Here is an 18017-nt window from a genome sequence, read left to right as displayed (position 1 = left end):
AATTAATTTGTAAACGTTCTAAATAAGAGAGTTTGCGTTTCATTCAATTTATTCTAAATTTGTAAAAAATAATTTTTAAATGAACCATCTGTTTAAGCTTTTCATCTTCTCAGCTCTATTTTGTTTTTACCAAATTGATGCTCAATATGTTGTAAAAAAGGATACTTTATCGGGAACTGAACTTTCTTTCTCACTGGATGAACGTGTAAATGATGCTTTGGAAAAGATAGAGGACAAATGCGACCGTAATGTGGGCGCTCCTACAAAAACTCCGACAAAAGTTCTTGTAGCGAGTAGGGAACTCACAAATGCTGAGATTTGCAGAAAGAATCCAAAAATTATGGGTTTCAAAATCCAGGTGGTAATTGTAAAAAGTAATGATGAAGCAAGAAAAATTGCTACAGAATTCAGAGGTAACTTCAGAAATCTAAAAGTAGAAACCGATGCTTCCCTAAGACCAAACTATAAAATCTTAGCTGGAAGTTATTTCTCCAAACAAAGTGCTTCAGACGATTTGAGAAATATTTCGAAGATTTATCCTTCGGCTCGGGTAATTCCTTACGCCGTCTTTTGTGTGGAAGCTAAATGATATCAACCGGATTAAGTTCCGGTTTTTTTATGCCGTTATTCAAAATTAAAATAATACTTCAAAAAAATAATTGGTTATTTTTACTTTATAATTTGATTTCAACAACTTATTTATGAAGTTTTTGTTCCTTTTTGTTTCAATGTTTACAGTTTTGCAAAGCGATGTTTCTAAAGAACATTGTGACCAACTGATAGCAAAAGGAATAGATGCGCTTTATCAAAAGAAATACTCTGCTTCTCTGGAATTATTGTCTGAAGCCAAAACACTTTCCGAACAAAATAATTGGCATGAACAACAATTCATTTCCACCAATTGCATCGGGCTTAATTATTATCAAATGCTGGATTACAGTGAAGCTCTTGATTATTATCTAGAAGCTTATACCATTGCTTTGAAACATCTGAACAGCGACCGAGAAATGACTGTTCTCAACAATATCGCTGTCGTCTATTTAAAACAAGGAAAATATAAAGAATCAGAAAAACATCAGAAAAGAGCTTATGATCTGGCAATAGCTAATAAAGACAGCATTGGAATTGCTTTGTACGCAGGGAATTTGGCAGATTTATACAATGTGACGAAACAGCTTGATAAAGCCTTGTATTATATTTCTGTGGCAAGACCAGTGGCGAAAGATGATATCAAAAGAAAAAGAGCTTTGGATATTGCCGAAGCCAGAAATTATCTCGAAAGAAAAGATTATCAAAAAGCGCTCTCTCTTGCAAGCCCTCTCATCGACAAGTTAGATCCTATCGAAGAAAACGATGAAAAAATTGCCACTTTATTAATACTTTCCAAAATATACGAACAGCAAAATCAGCCGAAAATTGCAATTGATTATATCAAACAAGCTCAAACAGAAAATCTGAGTTATACTAATCTGACAGACATTTACAATCGGTTCTCAGATAATTATTTCACTTCCGGAGACTATCAAAAAGCATTGTTGTACAAAGATTCTATTTTGACAGTCAAAGATTCCCTGAACGCCATTCAGAATCAGGCGATGTACCAGAACAGTGAAATAAAATTGAAACTTCAGGATTCTCAAAAGGAGCTGGATAATGAAAAGAAACTGAAATTCTACATTCTCGGTTTTTGGATTGCTGTTTTGGCTCTTTTAGTCTGGGTTTTCCGAGCTTATATCATCAAAAATAAACAGAAAAGATTGTTGGCAGAAAGCAACGAACAAATCATTGCACTTGAATTGAAAAACAAAGAGAATTACACTTTACTATTGGAAAATCAAATCAAGGAAAAAGAAACCAATACACTTTTGGAAAAGGAAAAGCTGAAGAACGAACTGGAAAATAAAAATCGACAACTCGCCGCCAACGCCATTCATCTTGCTCAGAGAAATGACAAAATCGAGGAATACATACTTCGGATGAAAGAACGGCCGGAAATTCTGAAAAGTTCTTTATTAACCAAACAATTAGACCAACTGAAAATCATTCTGACCAAAGAAGACAGCACTGATGATTTCTTAACACACTTTCAGGAAATCAACAGCAGATTCATCAATTCACTCAAAGAAAAACATAATGATTTGACTTTGAATGACATCAGATACATTTCGTACATCTACATGAACCTTTCCACAAAGGAAATCGCTTCTATCTTCAACATTACAATCGAAGCTTGCAGAAAACGAAAAGAAAGAATATCAAAAAGAATGAACCTTTCTAACTCAAATGATTTATATAATTATATATCAAGCATTTAAGCAAACAATGTCACGTTTTTTCTTGTAAAGTCCTGTTTATTCCATCCAAAATTTATTGTCGTTTTATCTTCGCCCGATAAATTTGTTTTCATCATTTAAAAAAGTAGATTGATATGAAGAAAACATTACTTACACTATTCTGTGCTTTTTCCTTACAGCTTTTCCATTCGCAGGTGAGCTTCGCAGGAAATCAGGATTACGGTCGTATGAAGAACTTTGCATACGACAAAACAACGCCTAATAAGATTTATGCAACATCTTACATTGGCAAACACATTTTAGTTTCTGAGGATAACGGTGTGACTTGGAACGTATTATTCACATTGCCCTATCCGGAATATTCGCCAAACATTCTCGAATTGAGGTTAACCAATAATGGAACTGCACTCAGTTTCATCGAATATTTTGGACTTGGAAGTTCTATGAACAAAGTGGCGATTCTAGATTTGGCGACCAATTCTATTATTAAAGAATATCAATTTCCTCAAAACGAAGACATTCAAAAAATTGATAATTATTCGATTTTCGATAATGGTTCAATGAACACTATTTCTATGTTGGCCAGCGGAATAGAAAATAAATTTTTCACAAGTACCAATGGTGGAGAATCTTGGACAAAGGTTTATGACACCGCAGACCACGAAAGCGTCATTCTGAATGATGCGATAATGGACCCGAAAAATCCTCAAATATTATACATCGTTCGCAATGGTGGTGCAGGAAATGAAGATGGTGGTTTTTTCAAATCGACGGACGGTGGTGCAACGTGGACAGAAACTTTGAACGGTTTGATTTTACAATCGGTTGCCGTTGACCCAAACAATACTGACATCATCTACGCAGGAAGCGGAATCACTTGGAGCTATCCTGAGCAACATCAGGCGCTTTACAAATCCACGAACGGAGGCATAACTTGGACAGAAGAAACGCAAATCCCTTGGTCCACAGAGCAATTTGGGATGAAAATGATTACTAAAATTGAAATCAATCCGAATAACTCCAATCACGTTGTAGTAATGGGTGATGACAGAGTTGCCGTAACTACAAATGGTGGAGCAACGTGGACAACTACAGTTTCTAATGGACTAAGTGACGGAGATTCTTATTTTTACGGAATTAATGCCACCTTTAATCCATCTAAACCCAACGAAGTTTTAATTTCGAACAACCATTATCCAAAATTCTCGTCTGACAACGGCGTAACATTAACATCTATTAAAAGTCCTTTCTTTATCGGAATGGGAAATACAAATATCATTAACGATAACGGAGCCGACAAATTAATGTACGGTGTACAATATGGTTACGCACTGCGAAATCTTGAAACCAATGAGGAGACACCTGTAAATGTAATGCCGTTGAACGAAAGTCCGCTCGGCGGAGAGATTGATTTGGTTTATGCAGATAAGGATTATGCGGGGAGAACTTACATTTACAAATCTTCTTTTATGGGAAATAATATCAAAGTGAGTAATGATTACGGAGCTACCTCTACAACCATTCATACAACTTATGATACATATTTTACTGCTGCGGAAACCGATTCTTCTAATCCGAATATCGCTTGGTTGGCGACTTTCAACGGTGAAACATCTTCTTTGGTTAAGGTTAATTTCTCGAATCCGGATGAGATTCAGACCGATTTTATCACTCTTCCTTACGATGGCGATTACATTTTCGGAATCAAAGTGAGTAAAAATAATCCGAATGAAGTTCTGGTAACTGTTGGAAACAGAGTTCTGAAAACAACGGACGGCGGAACAAATTGGACCCAAATCACAGCAGGTCTAGAAGATTTGGCTTTACCAAATATTGGATTAAGTCTGGTTCAAAATCCATTGAATCTTAACCAATACACAATGGCAGGTTCCAACGGAATTTATACTTCTATGGACAATGGAACAACTTGGAGCAAAATCTACAATGGATTTATCCAAAATGTAGAACACTCTCCCAAAGCCAATGGACAGATTGTTGGGATTAATTATACTAATCTGGATATTCTTCCAAAAGTAGTTTACACCAGCAACGGCGGAACAACTTGGGCCGAAAAAACGTCTCAAAATTACTTTGACACGCCAGTTATTTCAGGAGCAATTCGTTTTATGGATAATGAAAATGCAGAAGTTTATTTAACGTCACAATCTTTGGGAATTCTGAAAGACAATATCAGCTTAGAATTTTTAGCAACCTCAGATATTAACAATTTTAAGGATGATATCAGCGTTTATCCGAATCCAACACAGAATTTCATTAACATCAAACTGGATAAAAGTATTTCGAAGTTCAAAGCGAGTCTTTACAATGCGGCTGGACAAGTTTTGTTGACGACAGAAAATAGGTCCAGCATCAATATTTCTAATTTGAATAAGGGTGTTTATTTCTTAACAATTGTACCGGAAAACGGAAAATCAATCACTAAGAAAATCATCAAGAACTAATTATTTGATTTTATAATAACAAAAGCGCCTTCGGAATTCCGAAGGCGTTTTTCATCTGTAGTAAGTTTCTAAGAATTGATAAAACTCTGTCAATCGATAATAATTATTAACTCCAAGATAGACAGTCATTATCAAAAGTAATCCATAAAATAAACTTAGAATAAGACTTTTGTCTCGATAACTATAAAATAGCCAACCTATCAAAAGCGGATAAACAAAAACGAAATGTCCGCCGTAAATATAGGATGTGTGAAGTCCGAATTTCAAAATGCAATGAACCAAAACATCAAATAAAAATGTAATCACAAGAATCCAAACCAATTTGTTTTTATAGTTTTTGAAAACACTCCAAATCATCATTAATAAAACAAGCGCTATGAAAATATATGGAACCGCTGATGTGTAAACATCCATAAACAAAGCTTTGTAATAAAACGTTTTGTCTTTGTTGTGATAGTCTCGGATTTCGTAATTCGAAAACAAAATATTCCCGCCAAAAAACCAGGAATAAATCATATCCCAAAGTGGTGTAGCTTTTGGTTTCGAGAATTTGTCATATTGTTCTTCGGTTTTGTTGAGGAAATTCTGGAAGTTAAAATTAAGTCTCAGCATAAAAAGGAATATAAAAACAACAACTGAAGTCGCAATTTTCGCCACCGCCATTCCGATTTTTTTCCAGTTCCAGAAGATTTTTTTCTCAAACAAGAACGGAATATAAACTTTAACAATATTTGTAATCGTTAACCCTCCGATAAAAACCGAACCGAAAATAGTCGCACCAAAAGAAATCGGTTTTTCTTCCTGAATTTTCCTTGCTGAATAATAATTGAAAATTGAAAGAAATAATAAGGTATAAGTATAAGTTTCCGGCGTGAAAGACAACAGAATATTGGTTACAAACAATCCGTAGAAAGCTAAAATCAATAGAGTGATTTTGAGTGGAAGCTGGATAATGTTATTCAGATATTTGAAAATCTGCACATTAGCCAAAGAAATGACAACTGTTGAAAATATAGCCAAAACCAATCTGAAAACCGAGTTATAATGATTTCCAGAAATCCACAATGCAAAATCACGGATACAATCGAAAAAATAATTGGATAAAGGATGTCTTTCAAAACCGCCTCCAGTTTGGACAATCGCCCGATTATCAAAACTGAAATACCCATCCCACGGAATTCTGTCATCATAGATAATACTGAAATTCTCTGCGATAAACCACGCATTTGCGCCATAAAGAATAACAAAGAATAGGAAAATCAGTAATTCTGCTTTGGTTGCAGGGAAAATGATTTTCACGATGGATAGAATTTTATTCAGGATTTTCAAGTTTGGAATATTTCTGCAAAAATAGAAAATGAAAGTGAAGCAGAAAATTAAAGGTGCTGAACAATTTCAGAATGACTGTTTGTGATGAAAGTTACAAGATATCGATTTTCTATATTCTCAAAGAAAATATACCAAGTTGTAGTATGATTGGTTTTGTAAAAAATATATTTTGAACCAAATTGAGCTAAATTCTCAGGTGTTTTTCTAAACGGGAAAATTGGAAGATTATATTCTATGAAATCATAGATTTTTCGGACATATTCTTCAGCATCACTTTCAAATCCAAAATAGTTATTGTCATATAAAATTACAACTAGTTCTTCTAGATAATCTGTGACGTTTTTTCGAAGTATGACTATTATTTCTTCCAATTCAAGGATTTTATAAATTCAGAAGTTTTTTTCCTTGCTTCTGAAATAGTGATTCCTTCTTTCCACTCCTTTTCGAAATCAAAAGAATTTTTACTTCTGATTTTCTTAATTTCATCAATGACAGCCGGATTTTCCAAAGAATGAATCCACTTGATGATTTCACTTTTTTCAGATGCTAAACTCATTGTTTTATAGGTTGATTATTACAAAGATAGAGAATATTTGAATTGATTTTAACAAAATAATTTAAGAACTACAAGACAACTGACTACAACCTGTTTGATTATCATATTTCGAAGGACGTTTCTGATTGAACTCCGGAAAGCGGTTTTCATAAGGATTTTGTAAAGCTTCTTTCAGTTTAAAAAACAACTTGTAATCTCCATTTTCTGCATCTTGAATCGCTTCGAATAACAAATAATTTCTTAGAATAAATTTCGGATTTGTTTTTGACATTAATGCTAAAGATTCTGTTGTCGAGATTTTATTATTAAGTTTTCTTTCCTGATATTTTTCGATAAATTTAGAAAGTCTTTTCAACTCATTTTCATTCAGGCTTCGGTAAAAAGAATTAGAGAAATCATCAGTTTTAATTTCTGAAGCTGGTTTCTCAAGACTTTGGAAAAATAAAGTATAATCCAAATTCAAATCCTGCATCAGTTGTTGCCATTCGGTAAAAAACCGTTCATCTTCCTGCAAAACCTCATCAAAACCAAATTTGTTGGCTAACATTTTATCGTGTTCTGCCCAAAAGCGTTTTCCATAATCGTCCAGGATTTTTTCCAGAATTTCAGAATCATTAATCAAAGGAAAAATAGCGTTCGCTAAAGCTGCCAAATTCCAATGAGAAATCTGACCTTGCTTTCCGAAAGCATATCTTTTTCCTGGCAAGTCTGTTGTATTTGGCGTGAATTCCAAATCGTAACCATCCACCATAGAGTAAGGTCCATAATCAATCGTCAATCCTAGAATCGACATATTATCGGTATTCATCACGCCGTGAACAAAACCTACACGATACCAATCGATTATCATTTTCAGAGTTCTGTCGCAAATTGCTTTAAACCAATCGATATATTTATTGGGATTATTTTCTGAATTAATTTCGGAATAAAAATTTTCAATCGTGTAATCTGCCAAGTTTTTCAGCAAATCAGTTTGATTTCTCGCCGATAGCAATTCAAAATGTCCGAAACGGAGAAATGATTCAGCAGTTCTTACGACAACTGCGCCTTGCTCTTTTTGCGGATTCCCGGAATACAGGATATCACGAATCACGTCTTCACCAGTTTTCGAAAGACTCAAAGCTCTTGTGGTAGGAACGCCAAGATGAAACATTGCTTCACTCATCAGATATTCCCGAATCGAGGAACGTAAAACTGCCCTGCCGTCTGCGTGTCTGGAATAAGGTGTTGCTCCTGCTCCTTTCCACTGGATTTCGGTTTGCTGACTTCCATTTTGGATTTCTCCAGCATAGATTGCTCTTCCGTCTCCTAATTGTCCGGCCCAATTTCCAAACTGATGTCCTGCATAAGCTGTTGCATAGGATTTTACATTATCAGGAAGATTCTGTGCTGCTAAAAAGTCTTTATCATTTTCTAATTTTCCCAAACCAATTTCGAAAGACAGTTCTTCATTAAAATCAATTAACTCAGTCTGATCAAAATCTGCAGGCTCTAGTATACAGAACATTACATCAGGTGTTTGTCTCTGCATCGGATTTCCAGAAAAATCCCCTGGAAATATTTGAATGAATTTTTGGGTAATATTTTTTATGTTCATTTATCAAAAATCCCGCAATGCTGCGGGATTTATTTATTTGTTAAAATCAATATCTTCTCCTGAGTTCAAAGCCTCATTAGAATGATCTTCTTTTTTCACCGGCTTGTCAGGAACTTCTCTGACAGGATTTTTTAGTTCATCAATGGTTTGCAACCCGCCATCATCACCATAACCATTTCTGAGATTATTGAGATCTGAGCAACTTCCAGTCCAATTGGTTGGTTTGATGAATTTATCTTCTGGCAGGATATTCAGAGCTTTATTTGCAAAAACCTTCTTCATGTAAATGGCCCAAATCGGAAGTCCCATTTTTGCACCCTGTCCTTCACCTGTACTCCAGAAGTGGGTCGCTCTGTCTTCCCATCCAACCCAAACACCGGTTGCCAGTTTTGGAACAATTCCCATAAACCAACCATCTGAGTTTTTCTGAGTTGTACCTGTTTTACCAGCAATCTCTACACTTGCAGGAATTCCTCTTCTTCTCAATTCCCCAGAAGCTGTCCCAAACTCCGCCACACCTTTCATCAAGTCGATCATTGTATAAGCGTACATTTCGTTCATTACTTCCTTCACTACAGGCTTCACTTCTTTGATTACTCGTCCGTTAGCATCTTCTATCCTCCAAATCATTTCCGGTTTTGTGTAATTTCCAAAGTTTGCAAACGTACTGTAAGCTCCTAACATTTCGTAAATCGTAATATCTGAAGTACCGAGAGCCATTGGTAAACTTTTATCAATTGGATCTGTTACTCCCAAGTCTCTTGCTAATTGGATGACATTTTCTGTTCCTGACATTTCAGCTAAACGGATTGCCACCGGGTTTAAGGACTTTGCTATCGCTTCTTTGATGGTAACTGTTCCGCCTCCACCTTTTACGTGCCAACTTCCTTTGGAATAAGAAGCATTGGAAACTGTAGAACAAGGCGTCATCCCAAGGTGCATAATTGCTGTGGCATATACGAAAGGTTTGAATGTAGATCCTACCTGACGTTTTCCTTGTTTTACGTGATCATACTGGAAATGCTGCCAGTTAATCCCTCCAACCCAAGCTTTGATATCACCGGTTGCAGGTTCCATAGACATCAATCCAGCCTGTGCAATCTGTTTGTGATAACGGATAGAATCCCAAGGTGACATTTCTACTTCCTCTTCGCCTTCCCAAGTAAATCTGGTCATTTTTGTAGGCTGATGGAAGTCCATCATGATAGAATCTTCTGGCATCCCTTCAGCTTTCAATTGCTTATATCGTCCGGTTCTTTTAACTGCCGACATCATTAAATCATTGATTTGGCTTTTCGAAAGATTATAATATGGGCGATTTGGATTACGTTTCATCTCGCCGTCAAAACTTTTCTGAAGATTAATCATATGTTCCTTAATCGCTTCCTCTGCATATCTTTGCATTCTGGAATCCAAAGTCACATAGATTTTCAATCCATTTTTATAAAGATTGAGCTCTTTGCCTGTTTCTTTTTCGTAAGATTCTAAGTATTGCTGGATCTCTTTTCTTAAGTAAAATTTGTAATAAGAAGAATAACCTTCCTCAACAGTTTTGATTTCATGGAAATCTACAACAATCGGAGTTGCTACAGCTTGCTCATAAGTGGATTGATCGATATAACCTGTTTCTACCATTTGTTTCAGAACAACATCTCTTCTGGTTTTTGCTCTTTCAGGATTTCTGTAAGGATTATTTCTTCTCGGCGCTTCCAGCATTGCTACAAAAGTCGCAGCTTCCGGCAATGTCAATTGATTAACAGATTTATTGAAATAAACTCTGGAAGCCATTTCGATCCCTTTCGCATTGAAAAGGAAATCCATTTTGTTAAAGTATAGAGCAACAATTTCTTCTTTCGTATAACGCTTTTCAAGACTTACCGCAACACACCATTCTTTCAGTTTTTGGAATGCTCTTTCTATTTTGTTCTGAGAAGCATTTCCAGTAAACAATAATTTTGCTAACTGTTGCGTAATGGTAGAACCTCCACCTCTTTCTCCACCAAATCTTACCGCTCTAAGAATTGATTTCAAATCGATACCAGAATGTTCCTTAAAACGCTCATCTTCTTTTGCTTGCAAGGCATAAACCAAATATGGAGGCAACTGCTTGTAAGTTACCGGCTTAGTTTTTTCTTTCTCGAATTTCCCCAACAATACATTATCGGAAGAATAAATTTCCGAAGCAACATAAATATCAGGGTTTTCCAACTCCTTTACATCTGGCATATCTCCTACAAAACCTTGAGAAACGGCAAAGAACAAACCAGAAATACCCAACACAGCTGCTAAAAATCCTATCCAAATGAATTTGATCCATTTTCGGATTCCTGATTTAGCTTTTCTCTTGTCTGGCAGAGGGAAAGTTTTATTTTCAGCTTTTTTATTTTCCATTAATAAATTATGGCTTTAAGTTTTGAATTTTAATACCTAGATCTTCTATTCCCGGTAAGATATTTTTCCTCATTGCCTGTACAACTTTCACAGAATAATTACCGTTTTGAGGGAATTTGTAATTAAGCTTATATTGAAATAATGTTTCCTTTGTATCTCCAAATCCTGTTCCCAGCCACTCACCGTTTGGTTTTGCCAAAACATAATTGAGTGTATCTGTAGAAATTGCTTTTTTATTATGTTCAACCGTCGCAATCAATCTAAGATTACTGTAAGGATAATCGTTATTATTACGAACAACAAACGTGATATTTTTCTGATTCTGTGCATCCGTCACATCAAAATCAAATTGTTGAACTTTCTTTTTATTCCACTGGTTGCCAACATTGTTAATCAACACCTGATCATCTGGGTTCTGGCAAGAAAAGAGTGCAATCAATAGAACAAAAGCAAAAAGTGACCTAAGCATTCCCTTCATTTTTAGGAGGTGTTTTCTTTTTCGGTTTTTTGAACGGTTTTTTATGCGTTTTATTTTCCTGAGGTTGATTATTACCGGTCGCCTGAACATTCGGAGCCGCTGATTTATTTTCTACCGGCTTTTGTCCATTCTGGCGATTTCTGTTATGATTCTGCTTCGGATTTTTATTATCCGAGGCTTGTTGATTATCAGTCGTCTGAACCTTTGGAGCAGTAGATTTGTTTTCTACAGGCTTTTGTTCGTTAGAGTGGCTTTTGTTTTCTGGCTGACGAGGATTTCTATTATCCTGTGATTTCGCCGGTCTGTTATCACCTTGTCTCGGATTTCTGTCCCTGTTGTTTTGACCGCTTCTTGGTTTTTTGAATTTTTTCTCAAAACGATCCACACTATTTTCTTGTATCAAATCCGAAGTTACCAAAGGATTTTCAATAACTTTCAGATCTTCCAAAGCTGGTGCTTTTTCACCATTTTTATTAATGGCAATCAGTTTTTTAACTTCATAAATATCCAAATCGTACCAAGCCATAGAATTCTCTACGTAGGCAAACCACATCTTCTTTTTGAAAACATCGATTTTGATACAAAAAGCTCTTCCTTTCTCGGTATTCAGAACTGTACTAGACGATGGAAAATCTCTAAGAACGTCTAGATAACTATCCAATTCGTAATTGAGGCAACATTTCAGTTTACCACATTGCCCGGCCAATTTCTGAGGATTGATACTCAATTGCTGGTATCTTGCTGCATTGGTATTCACAGAACGGAAATCTGTTAACCAAGATGAGCAGCACAACTCTCTTCCACAAGACCCGATTCCGCCGACTTTTGCAGACTCCTGACGGAAACCAATCTGCTTCATATCAATCTTTGTACGAAAACTGGATGCATATTCTTTTATTAACTGACGGAAATCGATTCTGTTATCGGCCGTGTAATAAAAAGTGACCTTGGAACCATCTCCTTGGTATTCTACATCTGTTATTTTCATTTCAAGGTTGAGTCCGTAAGCAATTTTACGTGCATCAATCTTGATATTATTCTCTTTTTTTCTAAGTTCTTGCCAGGTTTCAATATCTTTTTGATTGGCAAGTCTATAAATTTTCAGGGTGTGATCTTCTGGAACATTCTTTTTTTTCATTTGGATTTTCACCAATTCTCCAGCAAGACTTACTACACCTATATCGTGACCCGGACTAGATTCTACAGCAATGATGCTACCAATATGTAAAGGGAGGTTGTTGACGTTTTTATAATAGAATTTACGATCGTTTTTAAAACGAACTTCCACATATTCAGAACTTTTTGATTTTGAGGGATCAATATCAGAAAGCCAGTCAAAAACACTTAATTTATAACTATTCCCACAGGTATCTACACTACTACACCCATTAGCGGACTTGGTGCCGCAAGAATGGGAAGAATCGCCGGATGTTTTACATCCACAACTCATATTTTATTTTTTATATCTGATTGCAAAGTTAATATAATTTTTATTTAAGCTTAACGATAATATCTTTTAAAAATATTTTTTTGTTAATTTTAAGTTAATACTGAATTAATATTAACAATTAATCAAAAAAACAAGCCCATCATTAGTATTTAATCAAAATACAATTTAGTGATTTATTATGATTTACACTACATTGTTTAAAGTTAAACTAAATTTCCAAAAAACGACAGAAACAATTTAATCATCTAATTTTCAAACATATAAAATACGCATTAACTTAAACAATTATTCTACAAATAGCAATGTTTAACATTTTTTATGTTTTTTTTCAATTGTTATTAAAATAATTATAAATTTGGAACATTAATAATAATTATATGAAACGAATTTTAATATCAATGGCACTAGCAGCCGGAGTGATGACATACGCAGGAGGTTTCCGAGTATCTCTACAAGGTGTTAAACAGCTGGCGATGGCTCACACCAGTGCTCACGCAGAGGATGCAAGTGTTGCATTTTTCAACCCAGCAGGGATTTCTTTCATTCCTTCAAAACTGAGTGTAGTAGCGGGTGGCTTTGGAGTTTCAAATCAGATTACATATCAAAACACAAGTACGCTGCAACAAACCGAAACAGATAATCCGTTGGGAACACCAATTTATGCCGCTGTGGCATATAAGGTTTTAGACAATCTTTCTTTAGGTTTTAGTTTCTCTACCCCTTTTGGAAGCACTATCGAGTGGCCAAGCGACTGGGAAGGTAAAGAAATTGTGCAGAAGCTAGAACTGAAAAGTTATTTTTTCCAACCCATGATTTCAGTAAAACTGGCACCTTGGGCGTCTTTTGGAGCTAGCTATATCTATGCTAAAGGAAAAGTGGACTGGACAAAAGCTTTAACAATTTACAATGGACAGCTTAATCTTTTAGATGATAGCGCAACAGGTCACGGATTTGGTTTTGGTTTTTACTTCCAACCGGATGAAAAGTGGGACGTAAGTGTAGCTTATCGTTCTCCTGTAGATATGAAAGCTAAAAAAGGAAAAGCTACTTTTATGGTACCAACTTCTTTATTGCCAAATTTCAACGGAGGCTCAGACAACTTCAAGGCAACATTACCTCTTGTGGATGAATATACATTGGGTATAACATATAAAATCACTCCAAAATGGCTTGTCTCTGCTGACTATAATTACCACGGCTGGGAGAGATACAGCAAGCTGACATTAGATTTTGATAATGTAGCAGCAGGAAATCAGCCAAACGATCCAACAATTCTTGTTTCGCCTAAAAACTTCAAAAACACTTCAAGTTTCCGTCTTGGAACTCAATATGCGTTCAACGACAGAATTTTTGGTAGATTAGGTTGGTATTATGACGAGACTCCATATGAGGATAAAGATTTTATTCCAGAAACACCTTCATTTGACAATTACGTAATTACTGGTGGGGTTGGTTTCAAATTCAACAAATTCGGGGTTGATCTTTCAGGAGCTTATGCAATGCCTAAAAGCAGAACTTTTAGTAATCAAAATATCAAATTTGCAGGACAAGCAAAAGCTGATGTATTCTATTTTGGTTTAGGACTATCTTACAACGCATTTTAAAATTGAATCTATTATGAAAAAAATATATATATCAACATTAGCTGCAACGCTTTTATTAGCTGTGAGCTGTAAGACAGATTTCGAAAATAGTACGGAAGATGTTGCTGTCACTTCAGGAGAAGCTAACTTTTCAAAATATATTTCTCTAGGAAATTCCTTAACTGCTGGTTACAGAGATGGTGCTCTATATGCAGACGGACAAAACGAGTCTTACCCAAGTATGATTGCTAAACAAATGCAATCAGCTGGTGGTGGAGAATTCAAGCAGCCATTGATGCCCGATAACAATGGAGGTCTACTACTGACTCTGCCGACAGGAAATGTACAGATAGCAGATACTAAAAGAGTAATTACCGGCTTCAGTGCAGGAACACCTACAATAGCTTTTGCTAATGATAACAAAGCTGCTACTATTACCAATACTGTGTTAACAGGCCCATTTAATAATATGGGAGTTCCTGGTGCAAAAGTATCACATCTGTTAGCTCCTGGTTATGGAAACGTTCAAGGTATTCTTGCAAAAACAGCTAACCCTTATTTTGTTAGATTTGCATCAAGCCCAACAACTTCTGTTATCCAAGACTTTTTAGCACAGAAACCAACATTTTTCAGTTTATGGATTGGCAATAATGATGCTCTTCTTTATGCTTTAGCTGGTGCTGATGATACTGTTGAAACATTAACTCCTGCAGATCAATTCGGAACCTATTATAATCTCTTGGTGTCTCAAATCAAGACTTCCGGAGCGAAAGGTGTAATTGCAAACATCCCAAATGTAACAACAATTCCTTCTTTGACAACCGTTCCTTATAATCCGTTAACAGCAACGTTGCTTGGTAAAGGAGATGTAAATGTTGGAAACGCTACCATTGACCAACTAAATAGTAGTTTATATGGACCACTTAATCAAATTTTAACTGCTTTGGGAGCTGGTGACAGAATTAAACCATTATCAAAAACTGCAACCAATCCTTTATTGATTTTTGATGAAAGCCTTCCTAACCTAGGTAATGCTATAACAACAGCCGCATTAGCATCTGGAAACCCACAATTGATGGCGTTAGCACCTTATCTTGGTGCTACCTATGGTCGCGCCAGACAGGCTAAATCAACAGACCTTATTCCTTTGACTACGTCTGGATCAATTGGTACTGCTGCAACTCTTCCTCCAGGTATCCCAGCTAGTTTAGGCGCAAGAGGTGTTGCTTACCCGTTTGAAGACAAATATATTTTAACAAGCACAGAAGCTACAGCTATTGACACTGCAATTAACAGCTATAATGTTATTATTAAAAAAGCAGCTGACGATAACGGTTATGCTTTTGTAGATGCCAATGCTAAAATGGTCGAATTGAATTCTGCATCTGGAATCCAGTGGGATGGCGTAAGATATTCTGCAAAATTTGTAACTGGAGGATCTTTCTCTCTTGACGGAGTGCATTTAACCGGACGTGGTTATGCTATCATAGCTAACGAATTTTTAAAAGCAATCAATACTAAATACAAATCTAATCTATCAATGATTAGTCCAAATTCTTATTCTGGAGTTACATTTCCTTAATCAGAATTAGATATTATATGACCGTCTCATTAAGTTAATGAGGCGGTTTTTTATTGATAATAAATATATTTCCAAAATATAAAATTTTGATTATTTTTACAAAATGCTTTCAAAAAGAGTCAAATACGCTATCAAAACTTTGCTTTTCCTCAACAGGACAAACAATGCTTCATTATTTTCCGCTAAAAAAATATCGGAGAACGAACGTATTCCACTCAAATTTTTGGAACAAATCCTGCGTGAACTGAAACAAAACAAGATTCTCAAAAGTGAAAGAGGCGCTGAAGGTGGTTACACTTTTATGAAAGACCCAGCCGATATCAAAGTTCTTGATGTCATCAGAATCGTTGACGGACCAGTAGCAATGTTGCCTTGTGCTTCTCTCAATTTTTATGAAAAATGTGCAGATTGTACAGATGAGGGAACTTGTGGAATCCGTAAATTATTGATTAATGTCCGTGATAGTATGCTACCAATTCTGGATACAAGCATCGCTGATATGACAAAATCCGAAAAGTTCCCTATCTAAATATGTTCACTGACGAATATTTTATGAAGATGGCTTTCCAAGAAGCTCAATTAGCTTTGGAAAAAGACGAAGTTCCAATTGGTTGTGTTGTCGTGTCGAATGACAGAGTGATTGCCAAATCTCACAATCTAACAGAAACACTTACTGATGTTACAGCGCATGCAGAAATGCAGGCTATAACTTCTGCCGCTAATTTTCTTGGTGGGAAATACTTACAGAATTGTACTTTATATGTGACTTTGGAACCTTGTGTGATGTGTTCCGGAGCTTTAGCCTGGTCGCAAATTTCGAAAGTTGTGATTGGTGCTAGAGATGAACAAAGAGGTTTCATCAATAAAGGTTTGTCACTTCATCCCAAAACAGAAGTTGTAACTGGAATTTTGGAAAATGAATGCTCTGCAATCGTAAAAGACTTTTTTAATTCTAAACGTTAATTAAACCTTATTCCTAAAAATAGAATACATTGGAATATCATAATATTCCGAATCTTTTTTCAGATGTTGTTTTAAAACAGCTTCCAATTCCATTCCGATTCTTCTCATTATTTTTCCAGAAGCTGGGTTGTTTGGAAAATGAACAGCGAAAATCTTATTAAGTTCTAATTCATTAAAACCAAAATCAACAATAGCTTTTGCAGCTTCCGTAACATAACCTTTGCCCCAAAATATTTTTGCCAGCCAATATCCCATTTCTGCTTTATCCGAACCTTGATCGTGAAGACCAATTGCTCCTATAATTTTTTCTTCTTTATCGCGAATTGCAAACGTAAATCCTTTTTTTGACTCAAAAGCTTCTTGTGTCATTTTCAACCAAAAATTAGCTTCTTCTTTTCCATACGGATGAGGAATACTAGACGTATATTCTGAAAATTCTCTATCCTGAAGATACTCTATAACTAATGGTAAATCGCCTTCTTTCAATTCAGAAAGAATCAATCTTTCGGTTTCTATTCTTGGAAAATCCTTCATCATTATTACCTTTAATACAAATACTATAATCTACAAATCCTTCCCCAAAAAATACAGACCTTTCAAGGTATGCAACCTGTCGCCGATGTTGATTTTTTCCGTTAAAGGTTTGTAAACGTGGCTCACACCGCCTGTTGCGATGACGAAACATTGGTCATTCACCTCATCATTAATCCGGTCTATAAAACCTTCTACCATTCCCAGGAAACCATAAACCATTCCGCTTTGCATGCAGGTAATTGTATCTAGACCTAAAACAGATTTTGGTTTTACCAACTCGATTTCCGGTAATTGGGCTGTTCCTTTAATCAAACTATTCAGTGAAGTTACAATTCCAGGTGCGATTATGACTCCAAGAGTTTCTCCATTCTCAGCCAGGCAACTTGCTGTAAGTGCTGTTCCGAAATCGAGAATGATTTTCTTCTGACTTGGATAGAGATTATGCGCCGCAACAAGATTCGCGTAGATATCTGTTCCCATTTGTTTAGATTTCGGGATAACACCAGACGGTGTATTTCTATCTACAATTACAGGGATTTTGTTATGAATTTTCTTAATTGCGCTTGCAACAACTTTCGTCAATTGGGGAACAACGGAACCAATAATGACTTTATCGATTTTATCAACCTCAATTTTATAGGTCTGATAAAGCATCAGGATTTGGACAAAAAGTTCATCCGTCGTTTTATAAGGTTTGGTATTGATGACCCAAGACAGGTCACAATTATCATCATCAAACAATCCGAAACGGATATTGGTATTTCCTATATTGATTACGATGGAATTCATTACTTTTAT

General features: G+C 35.7%; 16 protein-coding genes. 7 read left to right on the top strand and 9 right to left on the bottom strand.

The window, feature by feature from the left end:
- Window positions 1-79: 79 nt before the first annotated feature.
- The 3 genes from KI430_RS14055 to KI430_RS14045 all read left to right on the top strand — a co-directional run bounded on the left by KI430_RS14055 (window position 80) and on the right by KI430_RS14045 (window position 4756).
- Window positions 80-589: an SPOR domain-containing protein gene (locus KI430_RS14055; RefSeq protein WP_248875577.1), complete on the top strand. Its 510-nt coding sequence runs from the start codon at window positions 80-82 to the stop codon at window positions 587-589.
- A 112-nt stretch (window positions 590-701) separates the two neighbouring features.
- Complete coding sequence (locus KI430_RS14050; protein WP_248875576.1) at window positions 702-2315, top strand: tetratricopeptide repeat protein; 1614 nt, start codon at window positions 702-704, stop codon at window positions 2313-2315.
- Between the two features lie 113 nt (window positions 2316-2428).
- On the top strand, window positions 2429-4756 hold the full coding sequence (locus KI430_RS14045) for a T9SS type A sorting domain-containing protein (protein WP_248875575.1): 2328 nt from the start codon (window positions 2429-2431) through the stop codon (window positions 4754-4756).
- A 51-nt stretch (window positions 4757-4807) separates the two neighbouring features.
- Here KI430_RS14045 and KI430_RS14040 read toward each other — a convergent pair whose 3' ends face one another.
- The 7 genes from KI430_RS14040 to ricT all read right to left on the bottom strand — a co-directional run bounded on the left by KI430_RS14040 (window position 4808) and on the right by ricT (window position 12557).
- The gene (locus KI430_RS14040; protein ID WP_248875574.1) at window positions 4808-6055 is read right to left on the bottom strand and encodes a DUF6080 domain-containing protein; all 1248 of its coding nucleotides are present in this window, start codon (window positions 6053-6055) and stop codon (window positions 4808-4810) included.
- Between the two features lie 77 nt (window positions 6056-6132).
- Window positions 6133-6456: a hypothetical protein gene (locus KI430_RS14035; RefSeq protein ID WP_248875573.1), complete on the bottom strand. Its 324-nt coding sequence runs from the start codon at window positions 6454-6456 to the stop codon at window positions 6133-6135.
- On the bottom strand, window positions 6444-6641 hold the full coding sequence (locus KI430_RS14030) for a hypothetical protein (protein WP_248875572.1): 198 nt from the start codon (window positions 6639-6641) through the stop codon (window positions 6444-6446). Before KI430_RS14030 ends, KI430_RS14035 begins: the two co-directional genes overlap by 13 nt.
- 61 nt (window positions 6642-6702) lie before the next feature.
- Complete coding sequence (locus KI430_RS14025; RefSeq protein ID WP_248875571.1) at window positions 6703-8238, bottom strand: protein adenylyltransferase SelO; 1536 nt, start codon at window positions 8236-8238, stop codon at window positions 6703-6705.
- 33 nt (window positions 8239-8271) lie between these two features.
- Complete coding sequence (locus KI430_RS14020) at window positions 8272-10629, bottom strand: penicillin-binding protein 1A (RefSeq protein WP_248875570.1); 2358 nt, start codon at window positions 10627-10629, stop codon at window positions 8272-8274.
- Between the two features lie 7 nt (window positions 10630-10636).
- Window positions 10637-11098 (bottom strand): gliding motility lipoprotein GldH, encoded by a 462-nt coding sequence (locus KI430_RS14015; RefSeq protein WP_248875569.1) that lies wholly within the window; start codon window positions 11096-11098, stop codon window positions 10637-10639.
- Window positions 11091-12557 (bottom strand): stage 0 sporulation family protein, encoded by a 1467-nt coding sequence (gene ricT, locus KI430_RS14010; protein ID WP_248875568.1) that lies wholly within the window; start codon window positions 12555-12557, stop codon window positions 11091-11093. Before ricT ends, KI430_RS14015 begins: the two co-directional genes overlap by 8 nt.
- A gap of 377 nt (window positions 12558-12934) precedes the next feature.
- On the opposite strand from ricT, the gene KI430_RS14005 reads away from it, so the two are divergent.
- The 4 genes from KI430_RS14005 to KI430_RS13990 all read left to right on the top strand — a co-directional run bounded on the left by KI430_RS14005 (window position 12935) and on the right by KI430_RS13990 (window position 16685).
- Complete coding sequence (locus tag KI430_RS14005; protein WP_248875567.1) at window positions 12935-14161, top strand: OmpP1/FadL family transporter; 1227 nt, start codon at window positions 12935-12937, stop codon at window positions 14159-14161.
- A 13-nt stretch (window positions 14162-14174) separates the two neighbouring features.
- Window positions 14175-15722 (top strand): G-D-S-L family lipolytic protein, encoded by a 1548-nt coding sequence (locus tag KI430_RS14000; protein ID WP_248875566.1) that lies wholly within the window; start codon window positions 14175-14177, stop codon window positions 15720-15722.
- A gap of 103 nt (window positions 15723-15825) precedes the next feature.
- The gene (locus KI430_RS13995) at window positions 15826-16251 is read left to right on the top strand and encodes an RrF2 family transcriptional regulator (RefSeq protein WP_074235788.1); all 426 of its coding nucleotides are present in this window, start codon (window positions 15826-15828) and stop codon (window positions 16249-16251) included.
- Between the two features lie 2 nt (window positions 16252-16253).
- Window positions 16254-16685, top strand: a complete 432-nt coding sequence (locus KI430_RS13990) for a nucleoside deaminase (RefSeq protein WP_248875565.1) — start codon at window positions 16254-16256, stop codon at window positions 16683-16685.
- Here KI430_RS13990 and KI430_RS13985 read toward each other — a convergent pair whose 3' ends face one another.
- On the bottom strand, window positions 16686-17222 hold the full coding sequence (locus tag KI430_RS13985; RefSeq protein ID WP_248875564.1) for a GNAT family N-acetyltransferase: 537 nt from the start codon (window positions 17220-17222) through the stop codon (window positions 16686-16688).
- A 27-nt stretch (window positions 17223-17249) separates the two neighbouring features.
- On the bottom strand, window positions 17250-18008 hold the full coding sequence (locus KI430_RS13980; RefSeq protein WP_248875563.1) for a type III pantothenate kinase: 759 nt from the start codon (window positions 18006-18008) through the stop codon (window positions 17250-17252).
- Window positions 18009-18017 lie beyond the last annotated feature (9 nt).

Source organism: Epilithonimonas zeae, assembly GCF_023278365.1.
Lineage (GTDB): Bacteria > Bacteroidota > Bacteroidia > Flavobacteriales > Weeksellaceae > Epilithonimonas > Epilithonimonas zeae_A.
This window is presented reverse-complemented; position numbering and strand designations above follow the sequence as displayed.

Excerpts from the sequence above, each read along its gene's own strand:
- KI430_RS14055 (WP_248875577.1), top strand. The coding sequence starts at position 80 with ATGAACCATCTGTTTAAGCTTTTCATCTTCTCAGCTCTATTTTGTTTT.
- KI430_RS14050 (WP_248875576.1), top strand. The coding sequence starts at position 702 with ATGAAGTTTTTGTTCCTTTTTGTTTCAATGTTTACAGTTTTGCAAAGC.
- KI430_RS14045 (WP_248875575.1), top strand. The coding sequence starts at position 2,429 with ATGAAGAAAACATTACTTACACTATTCTGTGCTTTTTCCTTACAGCTT.
- KI430_RS14030 (WP_248875572.1), bottom strand. The coding sequence starts at position 6,641 with ATGAGTTTAGCATCTGAAAAAAGTGAAATCATCAAGTGGATTCATTCT.
- KI430_RS14025 (WP_248875571.1), bottom strand. The coding sequence starts at position 8,238 with ATGAACATAAAAAATATTACCCAAAAATTCATTCAAATATTTCCAGGG.
- KI430_RS14020 (WP_248875570.1), bottom strand. The coding sequence starts at position 10,629 with ATGGAAAATAAAAAAGCTGAAAATAAAACTTTCCCTCTGCCAGACAAG.
- KI430_RS14015 (WP_248875569.1), bottom strand. The coding sequence starts at position 11,098 with ATGCTTAGGTCACTTTTTGCTTTTGTTCTATTGATTGCACTCTTTTCT.
- ricT (WP_248875568.1), bottom strand. The coding sequence starts at position 12,557 with ATGAGTTGTGGATGTAAAACATCCGGCGATTCTTCCCATTCTTGCGGC.
- KI430_RS14005 (WP_248875567.1), top strand. The coding sequence starts at position 12,935 with ATGAAACGAATTTTAATATCAATGGCACTAGCAGCCGGAGTGATGACA.
- KI430_RS14000 (WP_248875566.1), top strand. The coding sequence starts at position 14,175 with ATGAAAAAAATATATATATCAACATTAGCTGCAACGCTTTTATTAGCT.
- KI430_RS13995 (WP_074235788.1), top strand. The coding sequence starts at position 15,826 with ATGCTTTCAAAAAGAGTCAAATACGCTATCAAAACTTTGCTTTTCCTC.
- KI430_RS13990 (WP_248875565.1), top strand. The coding sequence starts at position 16,254 with ATGTTCACTGACGAATATTTTATGAAGATGGCTTTCCAAGAAGCTCAA.
- KI430_RS13985 (WP_248875564.1), bottom strand. The coding sequence starts at position 17,222 with ATGATGAAGGATTTTCCAAGAATAGAAACCGAAAGATTGATTCTTTCT.
- KI430_RS13980 (WP_248875563.1), bottom strand. The coding sequence starts at position 18,008 with ATGAATTCCATCGTAATCAATATAGGAAATACCAATATCCGTTTCGGA.